Genomic DNA, 18,937 nt, shown 5'->3' with positions numbered 1-18,937 from the left:
CATAATGAAAAATATTATTTTATTAGCGGCCATAGTGGGCGGTATATTTATAGCGGGCTGCAGCAAAAAGGATACCAGTTGCCAGGCCATTACCGCCACGGCGCCCGCAACAGAAGTGGCAGCGCTGGAACAGTTCATTTCTTCCAATAAGGTCGAAGCGACCAAAGATAGCAGAGGTTTTTACTATCGTATTGAGAACCAAGGCAGTAGCAAGCATCCCGATGCCTGCTCCCAGGTAACGGTAAACTATAAAGGAACCTTGACCACAGGCGCTATTTTTGACCAGAACAACAATATGCCCTTCGATCTTACCGGCCTCATCAAGGGCTGGCAGGCAGGTATTCCCCTCATTGGCGAAGGCGGCCGTGTGGTGCTTTATCTTCCCCCCTCTTTTGGCTACGGTTCCAGCCAGGTTGCCGGTATTCCAGCCAATTCCATCCTTATATTTTCTATCGACCTGGTAAAAGTTAATTAATCTAACCGATTAAAAGTTATCTTTGTCAGGAAAAATATTGTTTTTACACAATCATTTCGTGTAAAAGGGTAAGCGCATAGCTGGTACGGCCACTAATAATACCTTGCTCATCGATATCCCGTTTCCGGCGCTGTCCGGAATACCGGGGTTGCATACAAGGGCCCAAAGGCAGTCCATAGCGTATATCCCTGCACGTCGATATAAATTTTTTGCTACATGGGATGTGGAAGTTGCGGAACAGGTTCCGCCGACGGCAAACCCGGAGGCTGCCAGAGCAATGGCGGCTGCAGTACGGGTGGCTGCAATCGATTAAATGTATTTAACTGGCTGTCCGATATGCCATTCAGCGATCTCGGCAAGCCTTATCCAATCATAGAAGTTTCTTTTAATAACGGTAGCCGCAAGGATTTTTACCGTAACAATACCGGCAATATACTGGAAAGCGGCTCATGGGTTGCCGTAGAAGGAGCCGGAGGCTTTGATGTAGGCCAGATAAGCCTTGTGGGTGAGCTGGTAAAGCTGCAGATGAAAAAATACGGCGTCTCCGAGTCGGCCGAGATCAAGCGGGTGCTGCGTCCTGCCGGCGACCGGGATATCGAACTGCATCAAAACGCCAAGCGCCGGGAAAGAGATACCCTTATCCGCTCCCGGGCCATCGCCAAAGAATTAAACCTCGAAATGAAGATTGCCGAAGCGGAATACCAGGCCGATGGCAAAAAAGTATCCTTTTTCTATACTGCCGACTCCCGTGTCGACTTTCGCGAGTTGATAAAAGTATATGCCGCCGAGTTCAGGGCCAAAGTGGAGATGCGCCAGATCGGCGCCCGGCAGGAAAGCGGCAAGGTAGGCGGGATCGGCTCCTGCGGACGGGAGCTGTGCTGCAGCTCCTGGCTGAGCGATTTTAAGACGGTGAATACAACCGCCGCCCGCTACCAGAATCTTTCTATTAACCAAACCAAATTATCGGGCCAGTGCGGAAGGTTGAAATGCTGTCTTAACTACGAGCTGGATACGTATATGGATGCTCTGCATTCTTTCCCCGAAGGCGCCGAGCAAATCGAAATGGCTGCTGGAAGGGCCTATCTTCAAAAGAAGGACATCTTCCGCAACCTTATGTGGTACAGCTTTGGCGGCAGCAATAAACAGTATCCGCTCACCATCGAAAGAGTCCAGGAGATACTGGCGCTCAACGCCGAAGGCCAGAAGCCGGAGGATATGGAAGCAGTAGAGATACAGGTGCGCCACAAAGGCTCGGAGAAGACAGTGGATATGGGCTTTGTGAACGATGTAGGTCAGCTGACACTCAGCTCCCTCTCCAAATCGGCCAAAAAGAAGCAACAAGCCAAGCAGCGGCAGCAACAACAACCCAAACAAGGTGGTCAGCAACCCAGGCAGACCGCCCAGGGACCAGGCAAGCCCCAGCAGCAGCAAAAGCAGGGACAGGGTCAAAAACAAGCACAACCGGCCAAACAGCAGCAGGGTGATAACAAGCTCCGTGAGCAAAAACCCAAAGGTCAGGAACAGCAACAGCCCGGAAACAAACAACAACAGCAGCAGGGCAAAGGGCAGCAAAAGCAGGGGCAGCAGCCACAGCAGCAGAAGCAGGAAGGCCAGCCCAGGCCACCCCGCGAACCCCGTCCGCCGCAGGCTGATGGTACCCAAGCCAGGGAACAGCGGCCGCAGCAGCAAAAGAAACGCCCTAACAATAACCCACCCCGGGAAAAGAAGGATACGGGCGACACAAAACCCGCAGAATAAAGCTGTATGCAATCGTTTGCCAATCGCTTGCAGAAAGTCGATCGTCACATTACCAAATGGGCGAAGCGGCAGGGCATTACCTGCTATCGTATCTACGACCTGGATATGCCGGAATTCCCATTCTGCATAGACCGCTATGAGCAATACCTCCATATAGCCGAATACAAAGCCCAGCACGGTCTTTCCGAAGCCATGCATGATGCCTGGCTGGCAGAGTGCCTGCAGGTCATTTCCCTTACCTTACAAACCCCCAGGGAACAAATTTTTCTTAAAGAACGCCGGCGGCTTTCCCGGCGTACCGAGCAATATGAGAAAGTGGCACAGGAAAGTCATAAGCTCGTGGTACAGGAGCAAGGGCTGCAGTTCCGGGTCAACCTCAGCGACTACCTCGATACGGGCTTGTTCCTGGATCACCGGCCGCTACGTAAGACCTTCCGCGAGGAAGCTGCGGGGGGGAAGCGGGTGCTCAATCTTTTTGCCTACACCGGCGCCTTCAGCGTATACGCGGCAGCTGGCGGGGCCGCCCACATTACCACCGTCGACCTGTCCAATACTTATCTGCAATGGGCCCGTGAAAATATGGAGCAGAACGGCCTCCTGGACGACAGCCGGCATAGCTTTGTCGCCGGCGACACTATGGATTTCCTGAAAAGTCCGGCAGCCGGCACCTATGATCTCGTATTTGTTGACCCGCCGGCCTTCAGCAACAGCAAAAAAATGAGCGGTACCTGGGATACGCAGCGCGACCATCCTACCCTCCTCCATCTCATCCTGCAGCACATGAGCCCGGGTGGTATTCTTTACTTTTCCAATAACCTGCGCCAGTTTGAGCCCCGGTTTGAACGCCTGGAAGCCACCAGTATACGGGATATATCCCTGCAGACCATCCCCGAAGATTTCCGGAACAAGAAGATCCACCATTGCTACCGGATCGTACGGTAGCTTTCACAAGGATCATTATCCCAATACTTACTTCATAAGCGCATCACTGCCCTGAATTTTATAACATGATATCTTCCGGGTTAGGGTTATAACAATCCGGCCATAGGACACATGGTAATTTCCGGAGCGGGATCGTAGCCATTCCGGAGTCTTATAACATATCGTTAAGCGATTTTCGTCCCGTTGGGTACGGTTCGTTCTACTGCCGTCAATACGATATCGCCATTTTCATCTGCAAAGCCGGTAACCAGGCATTGTGACATGAAATCGGCGATCTGCTTTTCGGGAAAATTGATCACAGCCACCACCTGCCGGCCCAACAGGGTCTCTGGTGTATAGTGCCTAGTAATTTGCGCGCTGCTCATGCGTATGCCGTAAGGACCAAAGTCGATCTTCATTTTATAGGCCGGCTTACGCGCTTTGGGAAATTCAAACACGTCAATGACCGTACCGACTCTTAGTTCTACTTTTTCAAAATCATTCCAGCTGATCGTTTCCATGCCGCTAAAATACGAAGCCCGGAAATAACCTTTGGCCATGTTTCAAAAGTTCCCAAATTTTGCACACCACAATTACCGCTTATGTTTTATTTCAAAGCCGACCGCATACACGATGGCTATCAATGGCTGGAACCGGGTACCGTGATCGCTGCCACCGGCGATGGCACTATCGAAGCCCTTTATCCGGCGGGTGCACTGCCATCAGGTGTTGCTGTCCGGCATTTCGGAGGCATACTTTGCCCGGGCTTCGTCAATACCCACTGCCACCTGGAGCTATCGCATATGAAAGGAGCCATTGCAGAAGGCAAGCGCCTGGTCCCTTTTCTCCAAGCGGTGATGACAGGGCGCAATGGCTTTTCTGATGAAGACAAAGCAATTGCAATACAGCAGGCCATTGCCAGCAGCCGGCAAAACGGGATCGTGGCCGTAGGCGATATCGCCAATGGTACCGATACACTGCCTTACCGTGAAACCTCCGGCTTGCATATCCACACCTTTGTTGAAAGCATCGGCTTCACGGAAACCAAGGTCGAAGAGCGGTTTGCCTGGCCATTGGGAGTATATGGGCAGTTTGCGGCACAGCATGGCGACACGACCCTCCTGCGCCAGTCTATAGTGCCGCATGCACCCTATTCGGTATCAGAAAGCCTCTTTCGCCTGATCAACGCCCATGAGCCGGGCACACTGCTGTCGGTCCACAATGAGGAGACTGCTGCGGAGAACGAGCTGTACCGGTTTAAGGAAGGCGAGCTGTTTGACCTGTACCGTACCCTCAATATCGATGCAGCATTCTTCAGGCCTTCCGGTAAATCGTCTTTGCAAACCTATCTGCCGCAGCTGCCCGACCGTAACCCCGTTATCCTGGTACACAATACTTTTATGGAAGCTGAAGACCTGGCCTTCCTCGAAGCTTCGGGGAGGGAAATCCATCTTTGCCTTTGTCCCAATGCAAACTGGTATATCGAAAGAAAAATGCCACCGGCCCTGTTGTTTCAGGAAAGCGGGATCCCTGTATGCCTGGGTACCGATAGCCTGGCCTCCAACCATGAGCTCAGCATCTGGGCCGAGATAGGTACCCTGCAGCAACACTTCCCGGAACTATCGCTGGAAACGCTCTTACGCTGGGGCACATCCAATGGCGCGAAGGCCTTGCAAATGGACCAGGAGATCGGCAGCCTGACGCCCGGGAAAAAGCCCGGCATCGTCCATATTAATAGTGAAAATAAAATTTCCAGAATAGGATAAAAGGACTATCCGATATAGGAAATAAAACCATCTCCGGTCCTTGAGCATATAAAAGGACAGCTGTAAATACTGTTTCGACAGGCTCAGCAGCCGTAAGGGAAGGAAGAATGATTCAATGTTTCTTATATGCAGACAGTCAGTTAAGTCAAACCGGGCTGTAAATGCGCATACGCCGGGCTGCTTGCCCGGCGTATGCGCATTTTGCTAATGATATTCGGCTAAAAGCTTTAAGTGACAGTAAGGACCGTGTGCGCTTTAAAGCACTTCAAATTTCCTGATCACAGAACCTTTATCGGTAAGTATCCTGATGGAATAGAGACCCGGCGCCCAGCCAGATACCGGCAAGCTATGTTGCTCCCTGTTGTCTGCAATACGATCGTAGATAATGCCACCCAGCAGATTGAATACCGTAACGTGCTTCAGCTGCACATCCGGCGCTTCGCTGCTGATCCGAAGCAGATCATGAGCGGGGTTAGGATATAGCTTTACCGCCGCAGCCTGGTAGTCCGGCAGGGCGATACCGGTCCCGCCGGTTATGGTAACCGCTACGCTTTTGGTATCGGCATCACATTTATTGCTCACCTTAAGCGTTGCCGTATAGTTTCCTTTTGCCGCATAGACGTGCTCGGGGCTCACCGCCGTGCTGATGGCTGTACCATCGCCGAAATTCCATTCGTAGCTTTCAACATGAACGGGGTTCTGAGCCGTAAAGCGCACCTTACCGGCCTGCTCCTGGAAGAGGGTAATATAGCTGAGCCCATCGACGCGTGGCGCGCCCAATACGGAAACCTGTATGTCTTCGGTTTGAGCGCAACCCTCCGGTGTGGTTGTGGTCACGGAATAGGTCCCTGCTGTACCGGCCTGGATCGTTTGGGTTGTGGCGCCTGTGCTCCAGAAGTATTCGGCGCCGGGATTACCGGCATCCAGCACTATTTGGTCCCCGCTGCAGATACTGGTATCATTGCCCAGGTGTAGCGCGGGCATATCGTATACATAAGCCATTACCGCTTCTCTCGGGTCGCTTTCGCAGGTACCGAAGCTGGCGGTAATGTAATAGGTTGTGCTGGCCGTTAAAGACGGGGTGGTAAAAGAATTGCCCGTTGCCACGGCGGTACCGCCGGCAGCAGCGGTATACCACTTAATAGTGGCGCCGGCAACGGCTGCCGCCGTGAGCACAACGGTCCCCTGACCACAACGGTCTCCATCCGATAGCGAGGTAATGTCCGAAGGGCTGCAATTTGCCGTAGTAAAGCTGCTGACCACAGACCAGGCGCTGGTATCGCCGGGAGCGCATATGGCCCGCACATAGTAATCGTATGCCGTTGCGGGGCTCAGCGGTGGATTCAGGGTATAAGGTTTTACGGTCGTATATACCGAAGTGCCGCCGGTGCTCACATTGAAGCCGGTGGAACCATATTTGATCTGCCATTGAGCAGGCGTGCCGGCCTGGCCCCAATCCAGCGTTGCGGAGGTGGATGTTATGGCAGTAGCGCCGGGCGATGCCGGAGCCATACAAATGGCGGGGGTTACAGAGATGGCAAGGCCATAGTCTTCAAACTCGCCATAAGTCACCGTAGTACAGGCATCGGCCGGCGGCGGGATGGGAGATGTGGCGGCAGAATTAGAACCAACCCGCATCCTGGTCGTACCGGTAACCGCAGTTGCCGGTACCGTGATCGTTCCTGTATAGCCGCCAAAACTCGTAACCAAAGGGTTATAGGCCAGCTCCCCTGCATCCGAGAAGTCGTTGTCCTGGTTCCAGTCTACCCATATTCGGCCGGTGCATGGTTCCGTCAAAGCTGACCGAAAAATTAAAGGTGCCTCCCGGTGTGGCAGTAACAATTTGGGCAGCAGAGAAATTGCCATACCCAGCGGGCGATGCGCCGGAATTAAGGTTGGAAATATTGGTAATCCCAGCAGTAGTCGAAAAGTTTTTGATATAACGCGTCGTATTCTGAGCGCCGGGAATGCAATACTGGGCATAGCCCGCATTTTGAATACCCAATCCGGCGCAAAGCAGAAGTGCCAGGCGGAATCTAAAGATATTCTTTGTCAAATGAAAATTCATAATTTAGTCTGTTTTTAAATTTAAAATGCAATCATAAAGCAGATTTAAATCTAAAGATATTGGCTTTTATTGCAAAAAGCATAAAACATGCTTTAAAAACACATAAAATACCTTATTTCCGCTCAAAAATCCCGTCCTTTGATCATCCGACGAAAATTGTACGGCAAACTTGGCATAGGCATCCTATAGGGAAGCAGAAACGTTGCCCAAAGACCTACTTAACTATTCAAGGAGGCACAGGGATAGCCTTATGGCAATAAATAGAAAATATTAAGGTCCAAAGACGGCGCTTTACTACTTTTGCCAGAATTTCATTCATTCCTCTATTCTTAATATCCTTATTGCTGCATGGCAACCATTGGCAACAAAATCCTCGAGCTGGAAAGCCTGGAACAAATCGTACTGCAGAAAGAGCAGATAGACCTTGACGAACAGGCCCTAAAAGCCGTCACAGATTGCTTTACCTTTCTCACAGATTTTTCGAAAGACAAGCTGATCTACGGCATCAACACGGGTTTTGGCCCCATGGCGCAGTACCGTATCGAAGATGAAGCCCGCATACAGCTGCAGCTCAACCTCATCAGGAGCCATAGCAGTGGTATGGGGCAGTTGTTAAGCCCCTTGCAGGCAAGAGCCACACTGCTGGCACGCCTCAATACCATGATGCGGGCTTATTCCGGCATACACCCCCATGTAGTACAGCTGATGGCCGACCTTATCAATCATGAAGCTTATCCTTGTATTTACCAGCATGGCGGCGTAGGCGCCAGCGGCGACCTGGTACAGCTCGCACACCTGGCCCTGGGCCTTATCGGCGAAGGCAATTTCCAGTTCAGGGGATCAATTGTAAAGGCACAGGTAGTATATGAAACGTTGCAGCTACAACCGCTGAAGGTTCATATCAGGGAAGGTCTGGCCATGCTCAACGGCACTTCTTCTATGACGGGGATCGGAGCCATCAACGTGGTGCATGCCCGCAAGCTGCTGACCGGGCAGATCCTGTTTTCCCTCATGGTAAACGAGATCATGGAGGCTTATGACGATCATTTTTCGGAGGAGCTCAATGCCGTAAAGCTGCACAAGGGCCAGCAGACCGTAGCTGCCGCTATGCGTGTGATCTCTCATAAGAGCAAATTGATGCGCAAGCGCCACGAACATTTATATGAAAAAAAGGTGACCGAGAGTGTGCTGGAAGATAAGGTACAGGAATATTATTCCCTGCGCTGTGTGCCGCAGATATTGGGTCCCGTATATGACACGATCGAGTATACCGCTCAGATCATTACGCAGGAACTGAACTCTGTGAACGATAATCCTGTTATTGACTATAAGAACGCCAATATTTTTCACGGAGGCAATTTCCACGGCGATTATGTAGCCCTGGAAATGGATAAGCTCAAGATCGCTGTAACCAAGCTGGCAATGCTGGCCGACCGGCAGCTTAACTTCCTTCTGAATCCCGCGCTGAATAAGAAGCTGCCGGCTTTCATCAACGCGGGCGTGCTGGGATTGAACTTTGGCGTTCAGGGTATGCAATATCCTGCTGTATCCAATGTCGCCGAGAACCAGACCCTGAGCAACCCGGCTTATATACACAGTATCCCCAACAACAACGACAACCAGGATATTGTGAGCATGGGTACCAATGCTGCTTTGCTTTGCGCCCGGGTTATCGAAAACACTTTCGAGGTGCTGGCGGTACACGCGCTGGCGATCATTCAGGCCATTAGCTACAGGGATATCGTCGGCCGTCTGTCGCCGGCCACCCGCTGGATGTATGACGAGCTCAGCATCCTGGCGCCGGCTTTTGTGGAAGACACACCTTCTTACGAACGCCTGCAGGCGATCAAGCAATGGCTGATGGAAACGGAAGTGGGTGAAAAGATGAAGAAGCTGCTCGGTTTCGAATGATAGTAATAACTGACGATCCCGATATAGGAAACATTAGTCAAATTCGTCTCGATAACGGCTGCTGAGCCCGTCGAAGCACCATTTGCAGCTGTCCTTTCGACATACTCAAGGACCGGGGATTGTTTTGTTTCCTATATCGACATAGTCACTTATAATGATCGGCATTGGCTTTTTCAAAAAACCTTACCATAATACGCGATAATTCAATAAGGTTTTTTTACACAAACCAGCTCATGAGAAAGATACCAACCCTGCTTTCACTGGCCCTCATCCTGCTGCTCTCCGCCTGTGGGAACAACAAAAAGGAAGACAAACAGGAAACGGCCACCACTGCTGTGGCCACCTACGATTCTGTGCTGGCCCCCAATTTTTACAAGCGGCTCGAGGGTACCATTGCCGGTCAGCCGGTGGTGATGCACCTGCAGTGTGCCGGCGGTGTGCTGCAGGGCGTCTATTATTATCTTAAACACGGCACCTGGCTTATGGTGAATGGCAACCTCGACGGGCAGCGGCCCAACAATCTGCGGCTTAACGAGGTCAGCTTTAGCGAAGGTGAGACCACAGCCATTATAGATTGCCAGTACGGGCAGGGCACATTAAAAGGCAGCTGGAGAAGCCCCGGCGGCGATAAGAACTATCTTGTGGAGCTGAAAGAGACCTACCCCGATGGCGCCTACACGTTCACAGCAATGAGCCTCTCCGATTCGCTGGCAGCCTTTACACCCGTTGACAGCTCGCCCGTAGCCCGTATCAGCAATACTTTCGTGATTCCCCTGAAGAATGATGCGGACGGCAAGTGGCTCGAAGCAAGTATCAAAAAAGCCTTGCATGTCGACTCTTCACTACTTAAGCTGGATATCGCGGAGGCCATGCGCAATATGAATAGCCGGTATCTTAAATCTTACCACGACGAGGTCAAAGGAATGAACCGCGAGGATATTTCGGCGATGATGAATTATGAAGACATGCAGTATGTTTCGGTATGCTACAATGAGAACGGCTTTGTAATCCTGAATTCGGACGGCTACTCCTATAGCGGTGGCGCGCATGGCAACGGCGGCAGCAGCTTCTACTGCTTCGACGTCCGCAACAGGAGGGAGCTTGCGCTGAAAGATGTGATTACGGCCGATTCGGCAAAGCTGCAGCCCATTGTAGAACGGGCTTTCCGTAAGCAGCAGGGACTCAGGCCCGGCGATTCGCTCAATACGATCCTTTTTGAGAATCACCTGGCCACGACCACCAATTTTTATTTTACCAATAAAGGCCTTGGCTTTTATTACTTCCCATATGAAGTGGCGGCTTATGCCGTAGGCCCCATCCATGTATTTGTCGACTTTACCGAGCTCAAAGCTTATCTAAAACCTGATTTCGCTGCACGGTTGGGCATACGCTAGCCTATTTTTCCAATATCCTCACCTCTACGCGACGGTTGACCTGGCCCTCAGCCGAGGTACGTTCCTGGTCTTTTATCGGACGGGTACGCCCAAAGCCCTGGTAAGATAGCCGCGTGCTGTCGATGCCCCGGTCGACCAGATGCCTGTAGATCGCATAGGCCCGCTGCACCGACAATTGCCAGGTGGGCGTATCTTCGAAGTAACCATCGGGATATACGCAGCAGCAAACATGCCCTTCCAGGCGGACCTTCAGCCGCGGATTATCGGAAAGTACCTGGTACAGATGTTCTACCTCGGCATAAGAGCGGGGCAGCACATCGGGCCGGCCCGGGTAAAAGCCGATATGCTGTAAACGGATGACATCGTTGACGTTTACCCGGCTCAGGTCTATCGCTGAAAACTTTGGTGTTGCCTCCGCTTCTGCTGGTATGACGATGCCCTGCTTCTCTTTTATTTTGCCTGCCAGGGGCATTGCCCTTGGTGGGTCTGACGCTCCTGCAACCGGCTTAATTCTGCGTACAAAAATATCGGATCTGCGATGGTCAGGGTTGCCTTCCCTTCCGCCGCTACCGGGGAGTTGTCCCAGGCCGGTACATTCCCCTATCTGCTCCTTCGGAACGCCTTTTTCCAGCAGGTATGCCTTGATGCGACCGGCCCTTTCTACGGAAAGATGCTGATTGGCCCGCTCACTCCCCAGGTAGTCGGCATAGCTGTAGATCAGCAACAAGCGGCCATTGTGATGACCGGCCAAAGAGTCCAGCAACAGCCGGCTCGCAGCATCGGGCGCCTGGGCGCCTATGGCATAATGGATATGAAGGGTATCGAAGTACTGGGCATAAGCTCTTTGCCAGGTTACCGGCAACAAGCACAACAGCAGCAGGAAAATCCGTTGCATAACATGGAGATTGGCTACTGCAAATTACTAAAAATAGTCATGGGGTTTCCATGCAAAAAGCCGCTCCCCATAGGAAGCGGCCCAAAGCGGCAATAGCATTTTTACATTATATACTGATCAGGCAACCCGTTGTTAAACCGGATGGCAATTTGTGAATGCAGAAGGGTCGCAATTGTTGTTACCAGAGGCGCAGCCATGTCCGTTGGCGCAGGAGATCGCACTGGGTGCCAACCCGCAATCGTCTGGACGGCAGGTCAGCTGAACCGCGTTTGTCGGACAAACGATACTATAATTAGGATCTTTCCAGCAAAGGCAATTTTGCACCAGCGGTCCGCTGACCACAGTCTGGCCGTCACCGCCCATTATCGTACGTTGCCCAAGGTCGGTTACAACAGATTTGTTCAGCGATAGCTTGCGGTCTAAAACGAGCTTTTTCTTTTTCATAGATCTTTTTTGGATTTTTCTTTGTCTTTACCGCCATAAGAAAGAATTCAGCGTACAGCCTTTACCCGGGTGGCTTGCAACCCTCCGCTTTGTATTGCGCGCCAATACAGAACAAATTTCGGCTTGCTTGCTGAAATGTTTTTTCAGTGAGATAATACCGTACAAAAGAGCATGTAAACACAAGTATGCCCACGTCTGAAATCCATAAACGGAAGCCTGGCAATATCAATGAGGGCAAAGGCGCCGGTACATCCGCAGCGTATGGCTTCCACCTTTGAGCTTGGCCATGGCCTCTCCATCGATAAGGATATTGAATACGATGGAGACGTCGCGGGTATAGCAATAGCTTTGTCGTAACGTATCGTAAATAACGGGGAGGTTATAATCTTTCAGCCGCTCGATCTTATGATAAACACTCCTTTCGGAGCAACGAAGCTTGCGGGCCAGCTCAGCTGGGGTACCCGTACTCTTTTTCCGGATAAGATCGTGTAATCTCATCAGCTCAGCGTTCAGAAATGATGCTTTCATCAGATATCATTCTAGGGATGAACAAGAATCGTATCGATATAGTCAATGTATTGGTCCAGGGAAATACATTGCTGTACTTCTCTTTAAAGATCGGTCAATTGACTTTCCGGCTGCAGTTGAAGTTTATAAGAGGTAGCAAAAAGTTTATGAGTGGGAAGAAGTCATTTTAGCTCAAGATGGATATGTTGTGCGCTTACGGCCTCACCAAAGAACTGTGTGGCATGTTCTTCAAAATCGGTAACCGAATCGGTGGTAAAGAACGATCTGCTACCGCCTTGAGACAGGATGTTCGTCAGTTCCGGGTGCCTGCGAAGATAGTCAGCCAGGCTGCCGGCAACAATTGGCCCCTGGGCAATAAGCGCTATACCTTCCGGCAGGTATTTGCGTATGCGATCTTCCAGCAAAGGATAATGCGTGCAGGCCAGCAGCACGGTATCGATATCCGTAGCCTGTGCAAACAGCTGCTCCAGGTCTTTGCGGATATAATAGTCTACACCGTCGTTCTTATAGTCCCCGTTCTCGATAAAAGGAACCCATAGCGGACAGGCTTGTTGATAAACCCTGATGTCGGGGTAAAAATTGCTGATCTCGGTAACATAGGAACCCGAGCTTACGGTACCCTTGGTACCCAGCACACCCACGCTTCGGGTTTGGGTAAACCGGCCGATCTCCTCGGCCGAAGGCCTGATAACACCCAATACTCTTTTTCCGGGACCCATGGCCGGCAGGTCCTTCTGCTGGATTGTCCTCAACGCCTTTGCAGAGGCTGTATTGCAGGCCAGGATCACCAGCTTGCAGCCCTGGTCGAAGAACCATTGCACACACTCCAGCGTGTATTCATACACGGTTTCAAAAGAGCGGTTGCCATAAGGCGCTCTGGCGTTATCGCCCAGGTAAAGGTAATCGTACTGCGGCAGCTGATCGGCGATAGACCGGAACACCGTGAGACCGCCATATCCTGAATCAAAAATCCCTATCGGACACATGAAGAAATGGTAACAATTGAAATGAACAATAACGCACCGGCAGGGGTTGCCCTCCCCCGGCGCCCGGACCTGCCGCTAGCTCAGCAGATAGGCCACATCTTCACGGGTCAGCTTCTTCATAAAGGCATTGTCGTCGGCGATCAGCTCTTTTACCAGGCTCAGCTTTCGCTCCTGCAGCAACATGATCTTTTCTTCGATCGTATCCTTACAGATCAGCCTGTAAGCAAATATATTCTTGGTTTGTCCGATACGGTGCGTACGGTCGATGGCCTGCTGCTCAACAGCCGGGTTCCACCAGGGATCTACGATATACACATAGTCGGCTGCTGTGAGGTTGAGGCCGACACCACCCGCTTTCAGGGAAATGAGGAATACCCGGCATTCCTCGTCCTGTTGGAAACGCTGGATCGCCTTTTCCCGCTCGGTAGAGGAGGTACCGCCGTCGAAGTAAACATATGGGATGCTTTGCTTTTCCAGCTCCTCCTTGATAAGACCCAACATACCCAGGAACTGCGAAAAGACCAGTGCCTTGTGGTTGCCCGTATTTTCAGTCAGCTCGCGCACCAGTTCTTCTATTTTCACCGAGTGGTTCTCAAAGCGTTCATCCTCGTTAAGGATGGCCGGCGAGTCGCATATCTGCCGCAGCTTCATAAGGCCGGTAAGTATGCTGAGCTGTGAGCGTTCCATACCCTTCTCTTCAATTTCGCCCAGGATCTTACTGCGGAAGCTGTTGCGGTAGGCATCGTATATCTTACGCTGCTTCTGTCCCATTTCGCAGAAGAGCACCATCTCGGTCTTCTCAGGAAGATCGGGCGCTACCTGTTCCTTGGTACGGCGCAGCAGGAAGGGGTGGATCAGCTTGCGCAGGTGCGCCTTCGCTTCCTCTTCCTGCAGTTTATCGATAGGGGTGGCAAACTCGTTGCGGAAGAATTCCATAGAGCCCAGCATGCCCGGGTTAAGAAAATTCATCTGGGCAAAGAGATCGAAGGTATTATTCTGTACCGGCGTACCGCTCAGCGCCAGCCGGTTCTTACTTTGCAGCAGCAGTGAAGCCTTGGCCACCTGTGACATAGGGTTCTTGATTGCCTGCGACTCGTCTAGCACCACGTAGTCAAAGTTCATTTGCGACAGCATCTTGATATCGCTGCGCAAGGTACCATAAGTAGTGATGATAAGGTTGATGCCATCAAACTCTTCCGCCCTGCTGCGCCGCTGCGCACCATGGTGAATAAGATAGGTGATCTCCGGCGTAAACTTCCGGATCTCATTTTCCCAGTTATAGATCAGCGTGGTAGGACAGGCTACCAGATACTGGGCTTTCGGGTTCTGATTGAGGTAATGCTGCAGGAAGGTCAGCGTCTGCAATGTCTTACCCAAACCCATGTCGTCGGCCAGTATGCCGCCCCAGCCGATCTCGCTGAGGAAGCTCATCCATTGAAAGCCTGCCTGCTGGTAGGGTCGCAGGACAGCGGTCACATTATCGGGCACGGGGATCACGGCCTTCTTTTCAAAGTCGTAGTCCAGCAGCCGTTCTCTCTTTTCAGCGAGCTCTTCCAGCACTTCCGTTTCGCTGATCTGATCGCTGAGGCCTTCGATTGCTGAAAAATGGAATTTTTTCAACCGCAGTTTATTGCTGCCATTCACGGCGCCCAGCTTCACCATCAGCGCATATTTTTCCATCCAATCTTCCGAGAGCAGGCCTATGCTGCCATCGTTCAGCGTTACAAAATTCTGCTTCTTGCCCAGCGCTTTCTTTACTTCTGCAATGCTGACGCTTTCTTCTCCGAATTTCAGGTCGACATCGGCGTCAAACCAGTCAATGCCGCTGCTGATCTGCAGCTGTGTACGCGGCTTATTGGGATTGATCCGCAATTGCTTCAGGCTTTCGTAACCCACGATCTGGACATTGGCCTCGGCCAGCTTGTCCACAAAACTGAAGTACCAGTTGCCTTTCAATGCCTCGTTGGCGGGCAAAAGGAATGAATGCGCCTTACGGCTTTCCTGCATCAGGGGGTGCAGATGACGCAATAAGGTAAGAAAGGTCTGCTCCGCGGCTTCATTTCGTTCGTGCACCACAACCTTACCGTTCCTGGCGGTAACAGCCGGCGTATAATCGAGCCACTGCTTTTCCACACCTTCATAATCGAAAATGGGTTTGAACACCATCATCTTATCGGTTTCACGCAGGTAAAGCTTCAATGCCGGCTCCACTTCCGTAACATTCTCCTTCAGGCCTTCGTCAAATACGATCGCCGTATTGCCCGACAGGGGTAACAGGTCCTTTTCCAGGTATTCGGGCCAGTCGGCCGCCGTGACATGCATACGGCCACCATTGCTAAACTGCTCCATGATGGTAACCACATCGATATTGGCGGCGGCATGGAAGGTATTTCCTATACGGATCAAAGCGCTGTTGAGCACCGTAATATCATCGTAGTTATAGACTTCATCATCGATCTGCAGGCGAAGCACCAGCACCACATCCTCAGCCTCGGGTGTAACAAAGATCTCGGTCTGGAATACACGTGGCGAAAATGCGGCTTTCTCAAGATGAGCGGTAACAAAATATTTGCCCTCGGGCAGATAATAGACAAAGGGATAGCTGGAAAAGTGCTCCAGGAGCCTTTGATAACGGGGCAGGTAAAAATCCCATACCTGTCGCCGCAGCTCATCTTTAGGAACATCTTTAAGCTCTTTGGGCAGGCTGTCCCAAAACTCACCGAAGGGCGTATCGCGTTTAACCGATTTAAACAGCTCCTCTGCGCTTTGCTTGCGCAACGCAGTCACCAGCAGTTTATCCCGCTCCTGCAGACCGGCGGGAGAGATATATTGATTGGCCTCCAGCTTTTCTATGGTACCGCTAAAGCCTTCGTTGTTCTCATCCGGCTCCCCGGTCAGCAGGTCGAAACCGGTGTAAGGGAAGTATTCGCTTTTGCTGCCGCCAATCAATACGCCCATTCTTCTCTTCTGCGGCTGAACCTCCTCTGCCACCACGACCTCCTTCTCCTCTTTGTATTTCGACACGGGAGCAGCCGGCTGCATCGACAGCTTTTTGATTGAAGGGTCGAGCACCCTGAGGAAGGGTTTGCCGTCGTGATAGGAAAATTCAAACTTGCCTGAAATATCGTCCTGTAGACTATACCCGTACAGGTTCAATAGCTTGTCTTTTTGCGTATCCCAGTTGCGAAGGGTAGCGAAGTAATGTCCGCCATGCCGGTTAAGGATATCGAGAAAAACCGCTGCTTTATGCACGCACAAGGGATGTTCTTTCTCATCACAGCTGCAGGAAGTATCGAAATAACGTTCTTCATTCTGCCGGATAAGCACCGGGAAAAGGGTTCCCTCATGGTTGACCTCGGCCTTTACAGCGTCGTTCTTTGCTTCCAGGACCTTTATCCGTTTCGCGCTTACGATCGTTTCCGCCGTCTCAAAGAGTGCAGCAGAAGAGAACAGCTTGAGGAAGTGCGTGGTGATCTGCCGCATCCTGATGGTCGTATGCTTCTGATCGTATTGCAGCTTTACGTTCTCAAAATAACCGCTTTGCAACAGGTCGTTGAGCTGGAACAGGGCCGCAGCCTCATGCCGGCATACGCTGCCCATATTGTACGGGCACTGGCAACGAAGGGAAATATTTTTCGGCTGCAGGTAATTCTGTACGATCACCTTGTAGTAATTGCTGTACACATCGTTGCGCACCCGAAACACCACTTGCTCAATAAGAGTATCGTTCTCAAGCATTTGCACTCCTGAAGTATGGAAGATACGCTTCCCTCTCCGGATCACCTCGTCGGTGGCATTGTGGTACACATGTTTAATTAAATCTGGTAAGGACATTTGCTCGTCATGCCTCTGAAAAAGGCAAGCGGCAAAATTACCGAAAAAGCGGGAGAAAAGGAATGCCTGAGCGATAAAGATCGCAATATACCGGTATCAGGCTACCCTATCCCGTTGATTTTTAAAGCCGGAAAATCGCGGCGATGAAATAAATTTTAGCTTTGCCTTCCTATGAGAAACCAGGAGATCGCCGATATTTTTGACCTGCTGTCCAAGCTGATGGACATTCACGGAGAGAACAGCTTTAAGACCAAGACCTATAGCACCGCGGCTTACCGTATCGAAAAGCTGCCGGCGCCGCTTGAAAGCATGGAACCCGCCGCCATGAGCGCCGTGCAGGGTATAGGCGATGCTGTAGGTAAAAAAATACAGGAGATCCTGGCCACGGGCAAGTTGGCCCTGCTGGAAACCTACCTGGATAAAACACCGCCGGGCGTAGTGGAAATGCTGTCGATAAAAGGGATCGGTCCCAAGAAGATCGCCGTGTTGTGGAAAGAGCTGGGCGCCGAATCGATTGGCGAGTTGGAATATGCCTGTAATGAAAACCGCCTGATAACGTTAAAGGGCTTTGGCGCCAAAACCCAGGAGAGCATCCTGAAAAGCATCGCCTTTATGCGCAACCATATGGGCTTTTACCTCTGGGCCGAAGCCGAAGCATTTGCATTGCAGATCAGGGCACAGCTACAGCAGGACTACCCACAGCAACGGATTGAATTCACCGGCGAATACCGCAGGCAAATACCCGCCCTGGCCTCTGTGGCCTTTGTTACCGATCTCGACGAAACGCAGCTCCGAAAAGCTTTTGAGCATGACCCGGATACTACATTCGAAACCGAAGGGCAAACGCTCTTTGTATCTGTTCCCAATGCACCCGCACTGCATTTTTATCGAAGCACCGCCGCTGATTTTTATACTACTCTTTTCACAACCACTGCTGCGCCTGCATTTGCCGAAGCTTTCTCCGCTAATTATATCTTTCCCGCACACCCGGAAAACGAAGCCGATATCTTCAGTTATAACGCGCTGCAATACATAGAACCGGCATTGCGGGAAACGGCGGCCATACTGGAAACAGCGGGCGCACACCAACTACCACAGCTGATACAGCCGGGCGAGATCAAGGGTATTATCCATAGTCACTCTACCTGGAGCGACGGCGTACATACACTGGAGCAGATGGCAACCGCCGCCCGGGACAAGGGCTATGAATACCTGGTGATCAGCGATCACAGCCAGGCCGCATTTTATGCCAACGGGCTTACACCCGAACGGATAGTCTTGCAGCATGCCGAGATCGATACACTTAATGAAAAACTGGCGCCCTTCCGTATCTTCAAAAGTATAGAGGCCGATATACTGCACGACGGCTCCCTGGATTATACGCCCGAAGTGCTGGCTTCCTTCGACCTGGTGATCGCTTCGGTACACAGCAATCTGAAGATGAACGAGGAAAAGGCCATGCAACGGTTACTGGCCGCCATCGCCAATCCTTATACCACCATACTGGGCCATCCTACGGGCCGGCTGCTGCTGTCACGCGAGGGCTATCCCGTAGATCACCAACGCCTGATCGATGCCTGTGTGGCACATAATGTGGTGATTGAGATCAATGCACACCCCAGGCGGCTCGACCTCGATTGGAGCTGGATCCCTTACGCCCTGGAAAAGGGCGCTATACTTTCGATCGATCCCGATGCGCACTCCATGGAGGGCATGGACCTGGTGAAATACGGCGTGTATGCCGCCCAGAAAGGCGGCCTTACCGCTGCGCGCAACCTTAGCTCCATGTCCCAGGCCTCTTTTGAAGCTTTCCTCTCGCAGCAAAAGAAATACGCTTAAGCGGCTATCCACGCAATGTCTTCCCGCAGCAACGCCGATGACGTTGTCATCAGCGTTGCTGTTAACGATTCCTTCATCATGTTCCCCTGGCATCCTGCCGGTATTAAGGGAACGTGAT

The 18,937-nt window shown here is 51.6% G+C and carries 15 protein-coding genes; 8 read left to right on the top strand and 7 right to left on the bottom strand.

The window, feature by feature from the left end; all coding sequences use genetic code 11:
- Window positions 1–4: 4 nt before the first annotated feature.
- The 3 genes from DZK30_RS10540 (at window position 5) to DZK30_RS10530 (ending at window position 3,175) form a co-directional block, all read left to right on the top strand.
- On the top strand, window positions 5–475 hold the full coding sequence (locus DZK30_RS10540; RefSeq protein ID WP_118974111.1) for an FKBP-type peptidyl-prolyl cis-trans isomerase: 471 nt from the start codon (window positions 5–7) through the stop codon (window positions 473–475).
- 216 nt (window positions 476–691) lie between these two features.
- Entirely contained in the window at window positions 692–2,233 is a 1,542-nt protein-coding gene (locus DZK30_RS10535; protein ID WP_118974110.1) for a PSP1 domain-containing protein, read from the top strand.
- A gap of 6 nt (window positions 2,234–2,239) precedes the next feature.
- On the top strand, window positions 2,240–3,175 hold the full coding sequence (locus DZK30_RS10530; RefSeq protein ID WP_118974109.1) for a class I SAM-dependent methyltransferase: 936 nt from the start codon (window positions 2,240–2,242) through the stop codon (window positions 3,173–3,175).
- Between the two features lie 164 nt (window positions 3,176–3,339).
- Here DZK30_RS10530 and DZK30_RS10525 read toward each other — a convergent pair whose 3' ends face one another.
- Entirely contained in the window at window positions 3,340–3,714 is a 375-nt protein-coding gene (locus tag DZK30_RS10525) for a tRNA-binding protein (RefSeq protein ID WP_240432901.1), read from the bottom strand.
- Between the two features lie 42 nt (window positions 3,715–3,756).
- On the opposite strand from DZK30_RS10525, the gene DZK30_RS10520 reads away from it, so the two are divergent.
- Window positions 3,757–4,920, top strand: a complete 1,164-nt coding sequence (locus DZK30_RS10520) for an amidohydrolase family protein (RefSeq protein ID WP_118974108.1) — start codon at window positions 3,757–3,759, stop codon at window positions 4,918–4,920.
- Between the two features lie 255 nt (window positions 4,921–5,175).
- Here DZK30_RS10520 and DZK30_RS10515 read toward each other — a convergent pair whose 3' ends face one another.
- Window positions 5,176–6,717 (bottom strand): Ig-like domain-containing protein, encoded by a 1,542-nt coding sequence (locus DZK30_RS10515; protein WP_162903013.1) that lies wholly within the window; start codon window positions 6,715–6,717, stop codon window positions 5,176–5,178.
- 619 nt (window positions 6,718–7,336) lie between these two features.
- Between DZK30_RS10515 and DZK30_RS10510 the strand changes: the two genes are divergently transcribed.
- Together DZK30_RS10510 and DZK30_RS10505 are read left to right on the top strand one after the other, a co-directional pair.
- Complete coding sequence (locus tag DZK30_RS10510; protein ID WP_118974106.1) at window positions 7,337–8,899, top strand: HAL/PAL/TAL family ammonia-lyase; 1,563 nt, start codon at window positions 7,337–7,339, stop codon at window positions 8,897–8,899.
- A 233-nt stretch (window positions 8,900–9,132) separates the two neighbouring features.
- Window positions 9,133–10,293, top strand: a complete 1,161-nt coding sequence (locus tag DZK30_RS10505) for a DUF3298 and DUF4163 domain-containing protein (RefSeq protein ID WP_118974105.1) — start codon at window positions 9,133–9,135, stop codon at window positions 10,291–10,293.
- Window position 10,294: 1 nt separating this feature from the next.
- Here the strand turns inward: DZK30_RS10505 and DZK30_RS10500 are convergent, their stop codons facing one another.
- From DZK30_RS10500 to DZK30_RS10495, 3 genes are all read right to left on the bottom strand, one after another.
- The gene (locus tag DZK30_RS10500; RefSeq protein WP_118974104.1) at window positions 10,295–11,188 is read right to left on the bottom strand and encodes an OmpA family protein; all 894 of its coding nucleotides are present in this window, start codon (window positions 11,186–11,188) and stop codon (window positions 10,295–10,297) included.
- A gap of 132 nt (window positions 11,189–11,320) precedes the next feature.
- Window positions 11,321–11,632, bottom strand: coding sequence for a class I lanthipeptide (locus DZK30_RS25805; protein ID WP_162903012.1), 312 nt, complete (start codon window positions 11,630–11,632; stop codon window positions 11,321–11,323).
- A gap of 225 nt (window positions 11,633–11,857) precedes the next feature.
- Window positions 11,858–12,160: an HTH domain-containing protein gene (locus DZK30_RS10495; RefSeq protein WP_118974103.1), complete on the bottom strand. Its 303-nt coding sequence runs from the start codon at window positions 12,158–12,160 to the stop codon at window positions 11,858–11,860.
- A 17-nt stretch (window positions 12,161–12,177) separates the two neighbouring features.
- Here DZK30_RS10495 and DZK30_RS25800 point away from each other — a divergent pair, with 17 nt between their 5' ends.
- Entirely contained in the window at window positions 12,178–12,330 is a 153-nt protein-coding gene (locus tag DZK30_RS25800; protein ID WP_162903011.1) for a hypothetical protein, read from the top strand.
- Here DZK30_RS25800 and murI read toward each other — a convergent pair.
- Together murI and DZK30_RS10485 are read right to left on the bottom strand one after the other, a co-directional pair.
- Window positions 12,322–13,146: a glutamate racemase gene (gene murI, locus DZK30_RS10490; protein WP_118974102.1), complete on the bottom strand. Its 825-nt coding sequence runs from the start codon at window positions 13,144–13,146 to the stop codon at window positions 12,322–12,324. The two genes, DZK30_RS25800 and murI, sit on opposite strands and share 9 nt — an antisense overlap.
- Before the next feature lie 75 nt (window positions 13,147–13,221).
- Window positions 13,222–16,953 (bottom strand): DEAD/DEAH box helicase, encoded by a 3,732-nt coding sequence (locus DZK30_RS10485; protein WP_240432900.1) that lies wholly within the window; start codon window positions 16,951–16,953, stop codon window positions 13,222–13,224.
- 198 nt (window positions 16,954–17,151) lie between these two features.
- On the opposite strand from DZK30_RS10485, the gene DZK30_RS10480 reads away from it, so the two are divergent.
- Entirely contained in the window at window positions 17,152–18,819 is a 1,668-nt protein-coding gene (locus tag DZK30_RS10480) for a DNA polymerase/3'-5' exonuclease PolX (protein ID WP_118974100.1), read from the top strand.
- The last annotated feature ends 118 nt before the right edge of the window (window positions 18,820–18,937 follow it).

Source organism: Taibaiella koreensis (genome assembly GCF_003545715.1).
In the GTDB taxonomy this organism is placed as follows: domain Bacteria; phylum Bacteroidota; class Bacteroidia; order Chitinophagales; family Chitinophagaceae; genus Taibaiella; species Taibaiella koreensis.
The sequence above is the reverse complement of the archived record's forward strand: the minus strand, read 5'-3'. Positions and strand labels throughout refer to the sequence as shown.